Below are 14690 nucleotides of genomic sequence, written 5' to 3'. Positions count from 1 at the left end.
CCGGGGGATGGCGTCAGGGTCCTCCGAGTCTGCGCCGGTTCATCTCACCGGGCTATCAGCGCCTCGGGGTGTCGGTCGGCAGGGTGGCGCGGTCGGCGGCCTGCCGACCGGACTCCCAGCCCTCGTGGCTTTCCACCCGGCTGGCCCGGGCCCGCACCGTGTGCGGGAAGACCCGCCGCATGGTCTCGCGGACCTGCTCGTCCCGGGAGGCCAGCACCGGCAGCAGGTCGACCGGATCGCTCACCCCCGTCCCGTCGCTCCCGCCGGTGACCTGGGCCAACGCACGCTGTGCCGCGTCGGTCAGCCGTTCGTCGATCCGGACGGCGAACGCCACCAGGAAGGACTGCCGGAACGCCTTGAGGCGGTTCCGGCCGGCCTTGCCGCCCGGCGGCTCGGCCCGGGCCATCGCCCGGTGCGCCTGCACCAGCAGGGAGGTGTAGAGCAGGTCGACCGCGTCGATGTCGGTGTCGAAACCGAAGACGGTGCTGAACGCCAGTTCCGGTGACGACACCGTGTGGCAGCGGTTGGCTCGGGCGACGACATCCAGCAGGGACGCCTTCTCCCGCTCATGCGGATGATCCACGCCGATGCGCCGCGCGTACGGCACCACCGGCGTCGCGTCACTGCCCCGGGCGGCCAGCAGCGCCTCGTCCAGGCTGTGTCGGGTGACCAACTCCTGGGCCTTGGCGGTGTACGTCTCCGCCTCGGCCGGAAAGGTCGTGGACTCCGCCTTGGCCAGCAGGGCGCGTACCCGGTCCAGCAGCCGGGCGTCGATCCGGGACGCCCCGGCACGGCCCGACCCGCCGCCCGGCGGGGGAGCGGACCCGGGCGGGGGCACCAGCACCTCGATCGGCGGGAGCGCGGCCAGGATGACGAGCAGACCCACAAGCAGATCGAGTACGGCCACCCGGTCGAGCCGCCAGCGAGCGGCAAGCTCGTCGACGTACGTCGCGTCGCCGGTCCACCAGACCCGCGCGCCGAGAGCGTCCGCCTGCGCCAGCCACCGCTCGTCGACCGCGTCGCGGGGAAACCGTCGCAGGTACGCGGCGACCGCGTCGGTCACCAGGTCGGCCTGGCGCGGTTGACCCCGTCGGGCGACCACCCGGTGCACCTCGGCCGGCTGCCATCCGCCCCGCCACAGCCGCGCGCACGCCTCGTCCTTCGCGGCCACCAGCTCCGGATCGACCTCGGTCGACCGCGTCACGGCCAGGGCGTCCAGCCCCGCCTCGTAGTCGATTGCCCCGGCGAGAACCGCCCTGATCCGCTCCCGCACCGATGTCACCAGCCCAGGCTACGGAGTCCGGGCCGGGCCTTCCGGCCAGTGGCCGGATCAGCGACGGTGGTCACTCCTCCCGAGCGCGACAACACCCGACGGAGCTGTCGCCCGCCACCCGATGACGCCGCCGGGCGGCACGATCCGCCCGCTCTGAGTATCTGTACTCAGCGATGCCGACGTGCCCGTACTCAACGGCGGCGACATCGATGAGGTGCACCCGTTCGTCAGGTGGCGCAGGGTTGATCGCTGTGCTTATCGTCAGGCCCGGCCGAGGAGTCCGACGAGACGAGGAGCACCATGAGCGTGGCAGCACCCACGATGACGGCAGGCCGTGCCGGACCGAACAGCGGTACCCGGATCGGTATCGGATTCGTCCTGCTGCTTCCCGCCCTACTCGCCCTCGCCTGGTCGTACCTGCTCCCCACCGTGCAGGCCCTGGGGCGCTCGACCACCCGTGACCGGATGGTCGGCCCCAGCGAGAGTGTGGGCGCCGCCAACTACGAAGCCCTCTTCACCCGGGGATTCCTCGGTGACCTGGGCTCGGCCCTGCTCCTGGCGCTGGTACCGCTGGCGTTGGCCCTGCTTGTCGCCCCGGTGCTGGCACTGCTCGCCGACCGCGCCGGACGCCCGGCCCGGCTGGCGCTGCGGACCCTGGTCGTGCTCCCGGTCGCCGGGTACGCGCCGGTGGCGCTGCTCATCGGTTGGCGCCTCGACCGGGTGGAACCCGGCACGATGCTGGACCGTCCCCTCGCGACCCTCGTGGAGTTCACCGCAGTCACCGGCGCCGGACTGGTGGTGGCGATCGCCACCACCGCCTTCCTCGGCACGCTCCGCGGCCGGCCGCACCGCCGCGACGCCCTGCCGGCCGCGCTGACCGTCGCCGGTCTGCTGATGCTCGGCATCATCGCGGTCACCCTGCAGACCTTCACCGCGACGCTGATGACGGGCAACAGCCGTACCCCCGTGGCGCACGTGGTCACCCAATCCCTGCAGCGTATGGACCTCGGTGGCGGCTCCGCCGCAGCGGTGCTGCTGCTGATCCCGCTGGCCTTGCTCGGCCTGGCGGCGACGGTCCTGCTGCTGCTCACCAGGGTCCGCATCGAGGTGGTCGACGAGGCCGTCACCCACCGCGAGCACCCGGAGGGCGTGGTCAGCAAGTCCGGTCCGGTCGCCGAGTCCGCCCCGGCCACCGAGTCGACCGGTAACCGGCAGGCCCGGATCGGGCTGGCGGTCGCGGGGGCGATCGTGTTCGCCGTCATGCTGTGGGTGGCCTGGCCGTGGCTGACCCGCAGCCTGCGTTTCACCACCGAGATCCCGCCGATGCCGGCTCCCGACCTGAGCAGCATGTTGACGGCGACCTGGCTGCCGACCCTGCTGTCGGCGGTGGTCACGGTCGCGGTCGCGGCGGCGGCCGGCTTCGCCATCGGCGGCCTGCGTCCCCTCGGTCGGTTCAGCGAGTTGCTCCTGCTGCCCTTCGCGCCGTGGCTGTTCGTCGGCACCGGGCCGCTGGCCATCGAGTCGTACCTGCGGGCTCGTGACTTCGACCAGCTCAACACCTTCCTCGGGCTGGTGCCGCCGGGTTGGGTCAGCATTCCCGCGTTGTTCCTGTTCACCGTGCTGTTCCGTGGGCTGGAGCCCCGGTGGCGGGCAGGCGGTGGGTTCGGGCGCGCCATGCTCGCCCCGGCGGCGCCGATGATCCTGCTGGTCGGGCTGGTCACCTGGCTGGTCACCGCCGCACAGGTGCTCTGGCCGATGCTCGTGGCGTCGACACCGATGAATCGACCGGCACCGCTGGAAGCCATCATGATGTTCGCCAGGTGGGGGAGGGCCACCGACGAGTTCGCCCTCGGCGCGGTCCTGCCGCTACCGATGATCCTGATCTTCCTGGTCGCGTTCGGATGGCTACAGGTGCGCTACCTCGACCGGTTGGCGGTGCGAGTCGGTCGATGATTTCCCGGCAGAGGGTGCATTCAGCCCGGCACGCGACAATCATGTAGGGATGTTCAGTACTCTTCGGACACGGAAGGTCGTGGCCGCCGGCGTGATGCTGGCGGCCACGATCGCTGTTCTACCCGCATCCGCCGCAGCGCAGCCCGGACCGTCCGCCGGCAGGCCGGACCGCGCCGAGTTGCGCGCTGCGCTCACCGCAGTACCCGAGGCCGGGGTGCCCGGCGTCCTGGCCGAGGTGCGCCAGGGGCGGCATGACTGGCGAGCCGCCGCCGGCCAGGCGTATCTGACCAAACCTCGACCCATGCAGCCACAGATGCGCCACCGCATCGGCAGCATCACCAAGACCTTCGTGGCCACCGCCGTGCTGCAACTCGTCGACGAGGGACGGTTGGGTCTGGACGACCCGGTCGGCAAGTGGCTCCCCGACACCGTGCCGGGGGAGCGCGGTGACCAGGTCACCGTCCGGATGCTGCTGAACCACACGAGCGGCATCGGCAACTACACCAACGCGATGATCGACTCGTACGCGGCGATCAACCAGATGCAGGTCACCACGTACGCCCCGGCGGACCTGGTCGCCACCGGCCTGGCCATGCCGCCGACCGGCGCTCCCGGCGCGACGTTCAGCTACTCCAACACCAACTACGTCCTGGCGGGACTGCTGATCGAGGCGGTCACCGGCAACGACGCCCCGGCCGAGGTGCAGCGGCGCATCCTGCGACCGTTGAAGCTCACCGGGACGAGCTTCCCGGGCACCGATCCGACGATCCGCGGCCCACACAGCGGCGCCTACTTCGCCCCCTTCGGCGCACGCGACCTCAGCGAGTTCAACATGAGCTGGGGATGGACGGCCGGCGAGATGATCTCCACCACGGCGGACCTGAACACCTTCTTCCGCGCGCTGCTGGACGGAGACCTGCTCAGCCCCGCCACCCTCAAGCAGATGCTCGACGGTGTGCCGATGCTGCCGGAGCTGCCGGAGGCCGGCACCTACGGCCTCGGCATCTACTCGCTGCCCACCCCGTGCGGCGAGTTCTGGGGCCACGACGGCGCCGTGTTCGGTCACCTGACCTACTCGCTGCACAGCCGCGACGGCACCCGCCAGGTGTCCTCCGGCATCAACATCAGCCACTACCAGGTCGGTCTGCCCGACCCGCACCCGTTCGACATCGCCTGGCAGACCTTCCTGCTCACCGCGATGTGCCCGACCAGCGATGTGAGCAGTCGCTCGGCAGAGACTGCACCGCAGCTGCCCAGCGTGACCCGGATGCCGGGCAACGACGCGGCGGTGGCGGCACCCTAGGGCGTCACACGGCGTTGCGGCCGGCTGGACGGCGTTACCTCGTGCAGAGTGACGGCGTCCAACCGGCCGTCGGCCAAATCGGCGGTGAGATACGTCGCGTACGGCTGACGCCGCCGGTCGGTCGGCGAGCCGGGATTGAGCAGCCGCAGACCGCCCGGCGCCTCGCTGTCCCACGGGATGTGGGAGTGCCCGAAGACGAGCAGGTCGCAGTCGGGAAAACGGGCCGCGCAGCGACGCTCCCGGCCACTGGCGGGGCCGGTCTCGTGCACCACCGCGATCCGCATCCCGGCCACCTGCACCCGGGCGATCTCCGGCAGCCGGGCACGCAGCTGCGGGCCGTCGTTGTTGCCGTAGACCCCGACCAGCCGGGCGCTGCGCCGCTCCACCTCGTCGAGCAATTCCACGCTGACCCAGTCGCCGGCATGGATGACCAGGTCGGCGGCATCGACGGCAGCCCACAGCCCGGACGGCAGGTCACGGGCCCGCTTCGGCACGTGCGTGTCCGCCATGATGACCAGCCGCATCCCGGCAGCGTAGCCCCGACCGGCCCGGTCAGCCCGTCACCGCGGCCAGCGACCGGAGCAGATCCTCGCCGTCGGGCCAGGGGCCGAACCCGGCCCTGGAATCCAGATGCCCGACCGCGCCCGCGTCGAACAGCTCCGAACCCCAGTCCCGCGCGTACGCCTCGAACTGTTCGACGGTGGTGTTCGGGTCGGTGCGGCTGGCTACCAGGATCGAGCGGAACGGCAGGGGCTCGCGTGGCACGTGGTCGATGACGACATCGACGCTCTCGCCCGGACCGGGTTTCCAGTCCGGATCCAGGTACGGCGGTGTGACCAGCAGCGCGGCCCGGACGGGACCGAGGTGCCGGTGGGCCCAGACGGCGACGGTCAGGCATCCCGCACTGTGCGCCACCAGGATCACCGGCTCACGGTCAGCGCTGATGGCAGCGTGCAGCGCGGCGACCCGTTCGGTGGCGACGTACGGCGGCCCGGGCGGCTCCGGCGCCCACTGAAACCCCGGACGGTCCCGCACCCACCTTCGCGACCAGTGGTCGGCCGACGGCACACCCCGACCGGGCACGACCAGGTGACGCGTCACGCCCGGCAGCCGTTTCCCGAGGTCATGGCAGCGGCTGGTCGGGCGGGAGCTGCCGGATGGGGTCGCCGACCCGGATCGTCGCACCGACGACCACCCGGGCGTTGAGGCCACGCAACCGTAGTCGCTGACCTTCCTCGGTCCACACCACCTTGTGAGCGTCGCGTCCGAACCGGGCGGCGAACTTGGCGCAACCGTTGTGCGGCTGGTCGGTCACCTCGATGACCGCCCGGTCGCCGATCGCCAGACGAGTGCCGGCCGGCAGCGCCTCGACGCTCAGGTCCAGGTCGACGTAGAGCTGATCACCGGCCAGCGCCCAGGCGTCGCGATCGGCACCGGCGATCAGCTCGATGAAACGGGAGTTGATGACGTTGAGCTGCATGTCGGGGTGCGGTGACCGGTCGGGTGTGCGTTTGCTGGGTCGTTGACCCCAGCTGTCGCCGAGCAACCCGACGCCCGCGTCCAGTTCGGCCTCCGACAGCACCTCGCGGGCGTCGACGGCCGGCCGACGTACGGCCAACGCCAGGGTGCCGGACTCCCGGGGGGACTGCCGCACCAGGTGCAGCCCTGCCATGATCTCGTCCATCGAGCGATGCCGTACGGCGACAGAATTCTCCATGATGCGACTGTCCCTCATGGGTCTGCACGACGTCCATCAGTATCGACACCCGGGACCCTGCCCGGACGCCCTCGGGTCACCCCTCCACGCCGCCGAACCGGGTTGATCGTGACCGGTATCGTGGCCGGGCCGGCCGCGGGACTTCGGTGCGACTTCCGGAACCCGCCTCTGAAGCGATGCTTCGCAGTTCGTGCCCCCATTCCCCGGCCGGCACCCAGGGTGACGAGAGAAGGTGCAGTCGCGGTCATGTCGCGGGCGGATCGGGTCGCGTGCGAGGACGTGGTGATGTTCGTCAACGCCGCGATCACCTCGACGGCCCAACGCGAGTTCCGCTCCACCGCCGCCGCGCAGCGCCTGTCGTTGGACTTCCTCCACGAGTACGTCCTGGGCAACTACCGCGACCTGTACGCCGCGACCCTCGCCCTGGACGTCAACCAGCTCAACGCCGCCATGGTCGTGACGAACCTGCTGCGCACCGCCGCAGAGGCCAGCCGCGAGCAACGCGCGCAGGAGGGGCGACTGATCGCCGCACGGCTGCGGACCCTACCACCACAACGGGTGTACGGCGTGTTCCGCGACCTGCGCCGGCGGGGGATCAACAACCGGCGTACCCGTGCCATCGTCCGCGACTGGGTGACGGCCCGCCCCGACCCGGCCTTCGACGCGGTCAAGTACCGCCGCTCGTTGTCCGTCGCCGCCCGACACGCCCACCTGCCACTTCCCGGCGAGGTCGGCACGGTGCTGTTCGACTGGCGTCGACCCAAGCGCTACGAGACACCGATCCTGGAGGCGTGGCGGCGCGCCCACTACGACCAGCGGGCCCTGTACGAGCTGCCCTACACCGTCGCCGAGGGACTGGCCGCCCAGCACGGCATCGACCGGGCCCGGTTCCTGTCCGGCATCGCACCCAGGCTCACCGCCGGTGAACGGCTGCGGTTGCAGGGCAACGCCGTACGGCACAAGGTCGACGGCGTCGCGATGGACCTGGCCACGGCACCCCTGACCCGGCTGGCGAGCTACGTGCTGTCACTGCCACGTCCGGAACGCCTCCGGCGTCGCGACGAGCTGACCGGCGCGCTCCGGGCCGCCGCGCGTCGAGCCGCCCGCCGGCAGGCGGGCACCTGGGGCCAAGTGGTGGCCGTCCTCGACGACAGCTACTCCGCCGCCGGCTCCGGGACCAAACGTCGCCGGCCACTCGCCGTCGCCCTGGCCACCCACTATCTGCTGGAGGCCCTCGCCGCCGACTTCACCGGGCTGTGGCTGCACCACCGCGGCGACCCGCTGCTGGTCCACCCCGTCGGGGCCACCGGGCTGGGCGTGCGCATCCTCGACGCGCTCGAACGTCGCCCCGACCGACTCGTCATCGTCTCCGACGGCTGGGACAACGCCCCACCCGGACAGGCCGCCGAGGTGCTGCGGATCTGGCGCACCCGCCTCGACCCCGACCAGCACACCAGCATCGTGCACCTCAACCCGGTCTACGACGCCGACACCTTCGACGTACACCGCCTGGCCGCCGGCGTGGCCACCGTCGGGGTCCGCGACGCCGAGGACGCCGCCGCGCTCGTCGAACTGGCCCGCTTCGCCACCGGCAGCGCCGGCTTCGACGAGCTACGCCGCCACCTCGCCGACCGGGTCGAGCGGTTCCTCGACGCCCAGGAGGCAGTGTCGTGACCGCCGTCATCGAGGGCATCGACCTGGCCGGGCTGACCGCCGGACCCGCCCAGACGTGGGGGGCGATCCGCCTCGTCCCGCTCCTGCGGCGCGACCCCGTCACCGACCTGCGCCTGCACGCCCGGCTCCACGACCCCGACGCACTGTCGATCGTCCAGACCGCGCCCCGCACGGCGTACGTCTCGTTCATCCCGCACGCGTTCGTCGCCACCTGGACCACCGACAGCACCCCGGCCGCCGCCTACGGCACCCAGTTGCGCGGCAGCACCGACACCGAAGTTCCGGAGGGGATCCGGCTGGTGTTCCGCCGCCGCATGGCGCGCCGGGAGGACCGGCAGCGGCTGCGTTTCCTGCCGCTGCACCTGGCCATGGAGGGGTACCTGGCGTTGCAGTTCGGCGGCCCGCCCATCGCCTGGCAGGAGTGGACCCGCCAGGCAGTCACCCGTGGCCTGTCCCCCCGGGTGGAGGCCGGCTACACCGGTGCCGCCATCGCCGGCCTCGACGACGCGCTGCGCGTCTTCGAGATCCATCCCGACCAGTGCGGCATGGTGCTCTACGTCGCCGACGCGCTCACTGCCGCGTTCGTCGTTCCGCACCCGGACGACTACCGCGCCCTGCATCCCACGCTGCTGCAGGACTTCTACGGCGATCTGCTGTTCCACTACGCCCACCTGTATCCGGCCGTACCGGATTTCACTGTCCGGCTCGACGACACGGCCGTCACCAGCGTCGCCGATCTGCGCGCCCAACTCGCCCGGGTGGACGCCGAGTGGCAGGGCTTCCACGCCGTGCTGGCCGACGGACTGCTCGCCGCCGGACGGCTCACCGTCACCCCGGTGCACCGGATGGGCCGCTTCACCCTGGCCCGGTTCCTGCCCGCCTTCGACCCCGATACCGACAACCACATCGGCGAGGTCATCACCGACGAGACCGGCCAGTTGGCCTACCTCAAGACGTTCCGGCTGTCGGCTGCGCAGACCCGCCGCGGACATCTGCTGTCCCAGCTCGCCGCCCACGACTGGAACCTCGACACCACCGCCACCGCCCTGCGTACCGACCGCGTCGGACTGATTCAGCGTCTCGACCGGGCCGGCTTCGGCCACCTGCTGCGCCCCGACATCATCGACGCCTGCCGCAGGCGCGCGCGTGAGTCGCGCGGCCGTGCGGCGCGCTGAGGGCTGAGGGCCGTGGATTGTTCGAGTATCAGGTTGTTCGAGGAGCGACGGTGAGATCCCAGCCGGGAAGGTCTTCGTCGTCGTTGGGCGTGAGGGTGGGCTCGTACCACGTCGCGGCGGGTCGGCCGGCGTGTTCCCACCGGTCGAGCCAGCTCCGCAACGCGGCAAGCGAGGGGGACCGAGGACTGTCCGCGATGATCGTGGAGTCGGTCAGGATCACGGCTGCCGAGGAGGCGGTGGTGTGGCCGATTCCGCGTACGCCGTCAGGGGGCAAGGCGACGACGCTGCGGTTGCGGCCCGCGACGATGACGGAGAAAACCGTCCACGACAGCCAGTCCAGCGGTGATCCGGCGTACGTCTCCGTGTGACCGGGGCGCAGTAGCAGGTCGAGGGCGGCGCGGGCACCGGTGTGCTGCCTGTCGTCGCGGTCGCGCCAACCGATGGACAGCCACGCTGTCCCGGGTTGTCGACGGACGTGATCCACCCAACGACCGGGAACTGTCAGCGCGTCGGGCACCGCGCGCGTGGTGCTCTGGGCGTACCCGCCGAAGGTGAGCGTGTCGACGCGTGGAGTTCCGGCCGCGAGAGTGATGCTCGTGATCACCGTGGTGGACGGCTGCGCGGCGACAGGTAGACAGGCCACGATCCGGCCGTCGGCGGTCACCTGGTCGACCCAGGCGCGGGGCAACCGGGGCGGCGTGCACCAGGCCACGAGTCGCTGGTAGGGGGCGTGCGGCAGGTAGCCGGCCAGGCCGTCGGCGACATGGCAGGTGATGGTGGTCAGGCCGCGTTGGCGATGCAACCGGTTGGCCCAGCCGACCAGGTGGTCACTGATGTCGACGCTTGTCACACGACCGGAGGTCCCGGTCAGGGCGGCAAGCAACGCCCCGGAGTATCCGGTGCCGGTGCCGATCTCCAGCACGCGTGCGCCTTCGGGTACGTCGAGGGCGATCACCTCGCGCTGGATCGACTCGGCGGCGGAGCGGTGCAGGGTCTCACCGCGCTGTTCGTTGTGGACGTAGTGGCGCTCGGGCACGGTGCCGAACACTGCCCTGTCCTGGTCAGCTCAATGTGAAGGTCACGTCGTCGACGTCGAAGGCGGTGACCCCGTTGCCGGCCGTCTCGCTGGCGAGGAAGGTGACCGTCGCGGTGCGCTCGGTCGTCGCCGTCTCGGAGGACATGCTGTACTCCCGCCACTGCGACCCGCCGTCGTAGGCCAGCGAGAACCTCGTCTTCGGGGGGATCCCGGTGACCGCCAGCCCGACGTTCAGGTAGTCGCCGCGGCTGGTCTCGGTGGTGAGGGTCCGGACCCAGAACCGGACCGTCAGGTTGCAGTTCGCCGGCACCGTCACGTCGGTACGCAGCAGGTCGTACCGGCTGACGTCCAACCCGGCGAAGGTGGCGTACGCGCGGCCGGTGTGGGCGGGCCGGGCCGTGTCGCCGAGTACGACGATGCGGGGGTCGGCGGTCCAACCGGTGGTGCCGCGCTCGAAACCCGGGTTCGGGTGGATCTGCCCGCGGCAGGGCGCATCGGCTGTGGGCGGGCGGTGGGGTGCGCTGGCCGTGGTCAGCAGCAGTAGGGCAGCAGAGGCGAGAGTGACGAGGGTCTTCATCGGTTCTCCCCGTGTCGAGCATCTATGAGGTCGATTTCAATCGACGATGCTCGATCGGTGTTCCCGCGTCAAGGCTTTCCCGTTGTCGGCTCTGGGCGGTCTGGTCGACGGTGTGCCGACCGAAGATCCCGCGCCGCCAGGTCGAGGCTCTGATCGGTGGCCGTCCCCGACCGTCCCCGGTGGCCGCAGTGCCGCGACCTGCGGTTACCCGGGCGAAGCGATCTGAGGGACGCGGCAGGTCGGACCGGCTGGGTAACTACGGTGAACGAAGGGGCGCGAGCTGCACGGTCCAGGTCCGGGCTGTTCCGACGACGGCGATTGCCCGGCAGAGGAGGTCGCAGCCCAGCTGAGCGCTTCCCTCGGCGAAACCACGATTGATGATGCTGATTGCTCTCGGGTGGTCGCCTGCTTCCAGGGCATTCTCCAGGGCCGTGGTCAGAACCTTGGCGAGCGCAGAGTGAAAGCTTTCCGCCCCTTTTTCGCGAAGATTTTTGATCGGCCTGCGCGGCTCCGGTGAAGAGACCGCCGATGGGGCCAGTGCGAAAGTCATGTCCTTCTCCTGTGCCGGAGGGCCGCCCGAAATGGCGGCACCCGAAACTGGAGGTCAGCCAGACCTCCGATGGGTTGCCTCACGACAACGCTGGTCACCGCCCGCAACGTGGCGTTATCCGGCAGCACGTCCGAAGTGCCGGTGGGCGCGGACGCAGACGGTGATTCACCGCTCCACTCTACGCGCACGCCCACTACGCGCTACCGCTGTCACGTCAGCCGTCCCCACCCCACGGGCGCCAGCGGCCAGTGGCCCGCACGCCGTCAAGTTCTGTGCTACGGTTGCCTCGTTGCAGTTTTGATTTCCGTTGACGTCTCGGCGCCTGATGGGTTAACCAAAACCCGTTCAGGTGCTTTTTTCGTTTTTCGTGTCGTTCCCGACGCGGGTCATCAACGCAGCGGCACGCGAGACCGCACAGTGCGGTCTCCAACAGCCTGCGAAGGAGCAGACATGGCTACTGGTACCGTGAAGTGGTTCAACGGTGACAAGGGCTTCGGTTTCATCAGCCAGGACGACGGCGGCGCCGACGTTTTCGCCCATTTCTCGGCGATCTCGGCGAGCGGTTTCCGCAGCCTTGAGGAGAACCAGCGCGTCCAGTTCGACATCACCCAGGGCCCGAAGGGCCCTCAGGCGTCGGACATCCGCTCGCTCTGATTTCACGCTTCGTCGAACGGCGGCCTGACTGGTTCAGCAGGCCGCCGTTCGGCGTTTCGTCTGTCATTCGTTCAGGTTGTTCTCGGCGATGTGCCGACCCGAAGGAGCCCTTCGATCCCGCGCAGGAAGGTCTCGGACACCAACGCGGGGTCGTAGAGGCATCCGGCCGCCATGGCGCCGTCGCGGAGCATGACGAAGTGGCGCGCGGCGTCGTCTGCGGTCTCCTCGCGTATCTGCGCCATCAGCCTGGTGAGCGTGTCGAGGAACCACTGCCGGTGAGCGATGATCTCCTGATGCACGGGGTGGTCCGTGTCGGGGTACTCGGCCGCCGCGTTCAGGAAGGCGCATCCGCGGAATCCGGGGGACTGGATGTTCTGCGCGATGGATCTGGCGATGGCCAGTAGGGAATCGGCGGGCGACGGGTTGGCGGCGATGGCCGTCTCGACCGCGCCGCGATTCACCCCATGGACCTCCCGCAGGTAGGCGAGGATGAGGTCGTCCTTGCTGGCGAAGTGCCGGTAGAAGGTGGCCCGGGTCACCTTCGCCTCGGCGATGATCCGATCTACGCCCACCGAGTGGATGCCGTGCGCGTAGAAGATCCTGGTCGCCGTGGTGAGAAGACGGGTTCGCGCCTCCGAGGGCCGGCTGTCGGGTTCGCCGCGTGTCATGCCTCCAGCCTAGCGGACAGAACGTTCGGTCTTGACGATGCGGTTCGGCGCTGGCACTGTTGCGGTGGGAGAACGTTCTGTCTCCCATCCCTTCCGTGGAGAGGGTCACCGTGACCACCATTGCTGCTTCACCCGCCATCTCCCAGACAGCCTCGGCACTGCGGCGCCTGTACTTCATCCGCTTCGCGTTCGCCATCGTCTGGGCGGGCGTCACGATCGCCACCGCCAAGGAACTCGGCCTGCTCACGGTGGCACTGTTCGTGCTCTACCCGTTGTTCGACGTGGGCGCCGTCATCGTCGACCTTCGTTCGACGCGGACCACCGGTTCGCCGGTCCTGCTGTACGTGAACATCGCGGTGAGCCTGGCCGCAGCCGTCGGCGTCGGTGCCGCGGGCACCTCCGGCATCCCCGCTGTGCTGCGGGTATGGGGTGGCTGGGCCATCGTTGCCGGTCTGGTCCAGTTGATCGTGGGCGTCACCCGTCGGCGAATGGGCGGCCAGTGGCCGATGATCATCAGTGGTGGCATCTCCACTCTGGCCGGCGGGTTCTTCGTCGCCGGTGCTGCCGCGGAGAGCCCGTCGTTGATCAATGCGGCCGGCTACGCCATCCCGGGCGCTATCTTCTTCCTCGTCGCGGCGATCCGCCTCGGCCGTGCTGCGAAGGGGAGCTGACATGACCGAACTGGCGTACGACGTCGTCGTGATCGGCGCGGGACCGGTCGGGGAGAACGTCGCCGACCGGGTCGTGCAGGGTGGCCTGACCGCGGCCATCGTCGAACGGGAACTGGTCGGCGGGGAGTGCTCGTACTGGGCCTGCATGCCGACCAAGGCGTTGCTGCGCAGCGGGTCCGCGTTACGCGCGGCCCGCCAGGTGCCCGGGGCGCGTGAGGCGGTGACGGGAGACCTGGACGCGGCGGCGGTGCTGGCGCGGCGGGACTCCTTCGCCGCGAACTGGCGCGACGACGGGCAGGTGTCCTGGCTGGAATCGGCCGGGATCGCACTGCACCGAGGTCACGGACGGCTCAGTTCCGCCAAGGTCGTCGAGGTGACCGACGCCGACGGCGCCACCACGACGTTGACCGCGCGGCACGCGGTGGTCGTGGCCACCGGCAGCAGTTCCCGGAAGCCGGACATCCCTGGCCTGCGCGCCGCAGCGCCTTGGTCCAGCCGCGAAGCCGCTGCGGCCACGTCGGTTCCCCGCCGACTCGCCATCATCGGCGGCGGCGTGGTGGCGACCGAAATGGCCACCGCGTACGCCGCACTCGGGTCCTCGGTGACGATACTGGCCCGCGACGGCGTGTTGCCGTCGGTGGAACGGTTCGCCGCCGAGCAGGTCACGCAGTCGCTGCGTGCGGCCGGTGTGACCGTACACGTCGACGCGGAGGCCGTGTCCGTGCACCGCGACGACGAAGGCACCGTCCACGTCGAAACCACAAAGGGCGAGCGGGTCGAGGCCGACGAGGTCCTCGTCGCGATCGGCCGTACGCCGAACACCCGGGACCTCGGACTCGACACCATCGGCCTGACGCCCGGTGACTGGCTGACCGTCGACGACACGATGCGGGTCGTCGCCGCCGGCGACTGGCTGTACGCCGCCGGCGACGTCAACCGGCGGGCGCTGCTCACCCACCAGGGCAAGTACCAGGCACGCGCGGTCGGCGACGTCATCGTGGCCCGCGCGAAGGGCGAGAAGGTCGACGACGGCCGGTGGGGCCGGCACGTCGCGACGGCCGACGAACGTGCGGTGCCGCAGGTGGTGTTCACCGACCCGGAGATCGCCGCCGTGGGTCTGACGGCGGCTGCGGCCGAGGCGGCAGGGCTGCGGACCCGGGTCGTCGACTACAACCTCGGTGCGGTCGCCGGCGCTGCCCTGCACGCGGATGACTACCAGGGGCAGGCCCGGATGGTCGTCGACGAGGACCGCAAGGTGATCGTCGGTGTCACCTTCGTCGGTCCGGACGTGGCGGAGCTGATCCACGCCGCGACCGTCGCCATCGTCGGTGAGGTCCCGTTGGACCGGTTGTGGCACGCGGTTCCGGCGTACCCGACCGTCAGCGAGGTGTGGCTGCGGTTGCTGGAGGCGTACGGCCGCTGACGTCGTCTGTTCGAGA

15 protein-coding genes are annotated in these 14690 nt (G+C 70.4%); 7 read left to right on the top strand and 8 right to left on the bottom strand.

What is annotated here, in order from left to right; genetic code table 11:
• Positions 1-55 precede the first annotated feature (55 nt).
• The gene (locus tag Vgi01_RS19585) at positions 56-1282 is read right to left on the bottom strand and encodes a DUF2786 domain-containing protein (protein ID WP_239089064.1); all 1227 of its coding nucleotides are present in this window, start codon (positions 1280-1282) and stop codon (positions 56-58) included.
• 291 nt (positions 1283-1573) lie between these two features.
• On the opposite strand from Vgi01_RS19585, the gene Vgi01_RS19580 reads away from it, so the two are divergent.
• Together Vgi01_RS19580 and Vgi01_RS19575 are read left to right on the top strand one after the other, a co-directional pair.
• On the top strand, positions 1574-3226 hold the full coding sequence (locus Vgi01_RS19580; protein WP_204291952.1) for a sugar ABC transporter permease: 1653 nt from the start codon (positions 1574-1576) through the stop codon (positions 3224-3226).
• Positions 3227-3305: 79 nt separating this feature from the next.
• The gene (locus tag Vgi01_RS19575; protein WP_204292023.1) at positions 3306-4529 is read left to right on the top strand and encodes a serine hydrolase domain-containing protein; all 1224 of its coding nucleotides are present in this window, start codon (positions 3306-3308) and stop codon (positions 4527-4529) included.
• Here Vgi01_RS19575 and Vgi01_RS19570 read toward each other — a convergent pair.
• Genes Vgi01_RS19570 through Vgi01_RS19560 form a run of 3 tightly spaced genes read right to left on the bottom strand, consistent with a single transcriptional unit; the run spans position 4526 to position 6246 of the window.
• Complete coding sequence (locus Vgi01_RS19570) at positions 4526-5053, bottom strand: metallophosphoesterase family protein (protein ID WP_204291951.1); 528 nt, start codon at positions 5051-5053, stop codon at positions 4526-4528. The genes Vgi01_RS19575 and Vgi01_RS19570 overlap by 4 nt on opposite strands.
• Before the next feature lie 28 nt (positions 5054-5081).
• Complete coding sequence (locus tag Vgi01_RS19565) at positions 5082-5630, bottom strand: RBBP9/YdeN family alpha/beta hydrolase (protein ID WP_158244881.1); 549 nt, start codon at positions 5628-5630, stop codon at positions 5082-5084.
• Between the two features lie 22 nt (positions 5631-5652).
• Positions 5653-6246: an MOSC domain-containing protein gene (locus Vgi01_RS19560; protein ID WP_102657584.1), complete on the bottom strand. Its 594-nt coding sequence runs from the start codon at positions 6244-6246 to the stop codon at positions 5653-5655.
• Between the two features lie 246 nt (positions 6247-6492).
• Between Vgi01_RS19560 and Vgi01_RS19555 the strand changes: the two genes are divergently transcribed.
• Both Vgi01_RS19555 and Vgi01_RS19550 read left to right on the top strand, forming a co-directional pair.
• A complete protein-coding gene (locus Vgi01_RS19555; RefSeq protein WP_102657544.1) occupies positions 6493-7920 on the top strand; it encodes a hypothetical protein in 1428 nt (475 codons plus the stop codon).
• Complete coding sequence (locus Vgi01_RS19550; RefSeq protein ID WP_204291950.1) at positions 7917-9095, top strand: ARPP-2 domain-containing protein; 1179 nt, start codon at positions 7917-7919, stop codon at positions 9093-9095. Before Vgi01_RS19555 ends, Vgi01_RS19550 begins: the two co-directional genes overlap by 4 nt.
• A 28-nt stretch (positions 9096-9123) precedes the next feature.
• Here the strand turns inward: Vgi01_RS19550 and Vgi01_RS19545 are convergent, their stop codons facing one another.
• The 3 genes from Vgi01_RS19545 to Vgi01_RS19535 form a co-directional block, all read right to left on the bottom strand.
• A complete protein-coding gene (locus tag Vgi01_RS19545) occupies positions 9124-10143 on the bottom strand; it encodes a protein-L-isoaspartate O-methyltransferase family protein (RefSeq protein ID WP_102657546.1) in 1020 nt (339 codons plus the stop codon).
• Between the two features lie 13 nt (positions 10144-10156).
• Positions 10157-10708 (bottom strand): hypothetical protein, encoded by a 552-nt coding sequence (locus Vgi01_RS19540; protein ID WP_102657547.1) that lies wholly within the window; start codon positions 10706-10708, stop codon positions 10157-10159.
• A 256-nt stretch (positions 10709-10964) separates the two neighbouring features.
• Complete coding sequence (locus Vgi01_RS19535) at positions 10965-11258, bottom strand: hypothetical protein (protein ID WP_146017507.1); 294 nt, start codon at positions 11256-11258, stop codon at positions 10965-10967.
• 450 nt (positions 11259-11708) lie between these two features.
• Between Vgi01_RS19535 and Vgi01_RS19530 the strand changes: the two genes are divergently transcribed.
• A complete protein-coding gene (locus Vgi01_RS19530; protein WP_102657548.1) occupies positions 11709-11912 on the top strand; it encodes a cold-shock protein in 204 nt (67 codons plus the stop codon).
• A 71-nt stretch (positions 11913-11983) separates the two neighbouring features.
• On the opposite strand, the gene Vgi01_RS19525 is transcribed toward Vgi01_RS19530, so the two are convergent.
• The gene (locus tag Vgi01_RS19525; protein ID WP_204291949.1) at positions 11984-12580 is read right to left on the bottom strand and encodes a TetR/AcrR family transcriptional regulator; all 597 of its coding nucleotides are present in this window, start codon (positions 12578-12580) and stop codon (positions 11984-11986) included.
• 95 nt (positions 12581-12675) lie between these two features.
• Here Vgi01_RS19525 and Vgi01_RS19520 point away from each other — a divergent pair, with 95 nt between their 5' ends.
• Both Vgi01_RS19520 and Vgi01_RS19515 read left to right on the top strand, forming a co-directional pair.
• Complete coding sequence (locus tag Vgi01_RS19520; RefSeq protein WP_233196747.1) at positions 12676-13251, top strand: hypothetical protein; 576 nt, start codon at positions 12676-12678, stop codon at positions 13249-13251.
• A 1-nt stretch (position 13252) separates the two neighbouring features.
• A complete protein-coding gene (locus Vgi01_RS19515) occupies positions 13253-14674 on the top strand; it encodes a dihydrolipoyl dehydrogenase family protein (RefSeq protein WP_204291948.1) in 1422 nt (473 codons plus the stop codon).
• The last annotated feature ends 16 nt before the right edge of the window (positions 14675-14690 follow it).

Source organism: Micromonospora gifhornensis, from assembly GCF_016863515.1.
GTDB classification, from domain to species: Bacteria; Actinomycetota; Actinomycetes; order Mycobacteriales; family Micromonosporaceae; genus Micromonospora; species Micromonospora gifhornensis.
Note: the sequence above shows the minus strand (reverse complement) of the source record. Positions and strands in the feature narration are given on the sequence as shown.

Coding starts and splice junctions, on each gene's coding strand:
- Vgi01_RS19540 (WP_102657547.1), bottom strand. CDS start 10,708: ATGAAGACCCTCGTCACTCTCGCCTCTGCTGCCCTACTGCTGCTGACC.
- Vgi01_RS19515 (WP_204291948.1), top strand. CDS start 13,253: ATGACCGAACTGGCGTACGACGTCGTCGTGATCGGCGCGGGACCGGTC.
- Vgi01_RS19580 (WP_204291952.1), top strand. CDS start 1,574: ATGAGCGTGGCAGCACCCACGATGACGGCAGGCCGTGCCGGACCGAAC.
- Vgi01_RS19535 (WP_146017507.1), bottom strand. CDS start 11,258: ATGACTTTCGCACTGGCCCCATCGGCGGTCTCTTCACCGGAGCCGCGC.
- Vgi01_RS19530 (WP_102657548.1), top strand. CDS start 11,709: ATGGCTACTGGTACCGTGAAGTGGTTCAACGGTGACAAGGGCTTCGGT.
- Vgi01_RS19555 (WP_102657544.1), top strand. CDS start 6,493: ATGTCGCGGGCGGATCGGGTCGCGTGCGAGGACGTGGTGATGTTCGTC.
- Vgi01_RS19570 (WP_204291951.1), bottom strand. CDS start 5,053: ATGCGGCTGGTCATCATGGCGGACACGCACGTGCCGAAGCGGGCCCGT.
- Vgi01_RS19560 (WP_102657584.1), bottom strand. CDS start 6,246: ATGGAGAATTCTGTCGCCGTACGGCATCGCTCGATGGACGAGATCATG.
- Vgi01_RS19525 (WP_204291949.1), bottom strand. CDS start 12,580: ATGACACGCGGCGAACCCGACAGCCGGCCCTCGGAGGCGCGAACCCGT.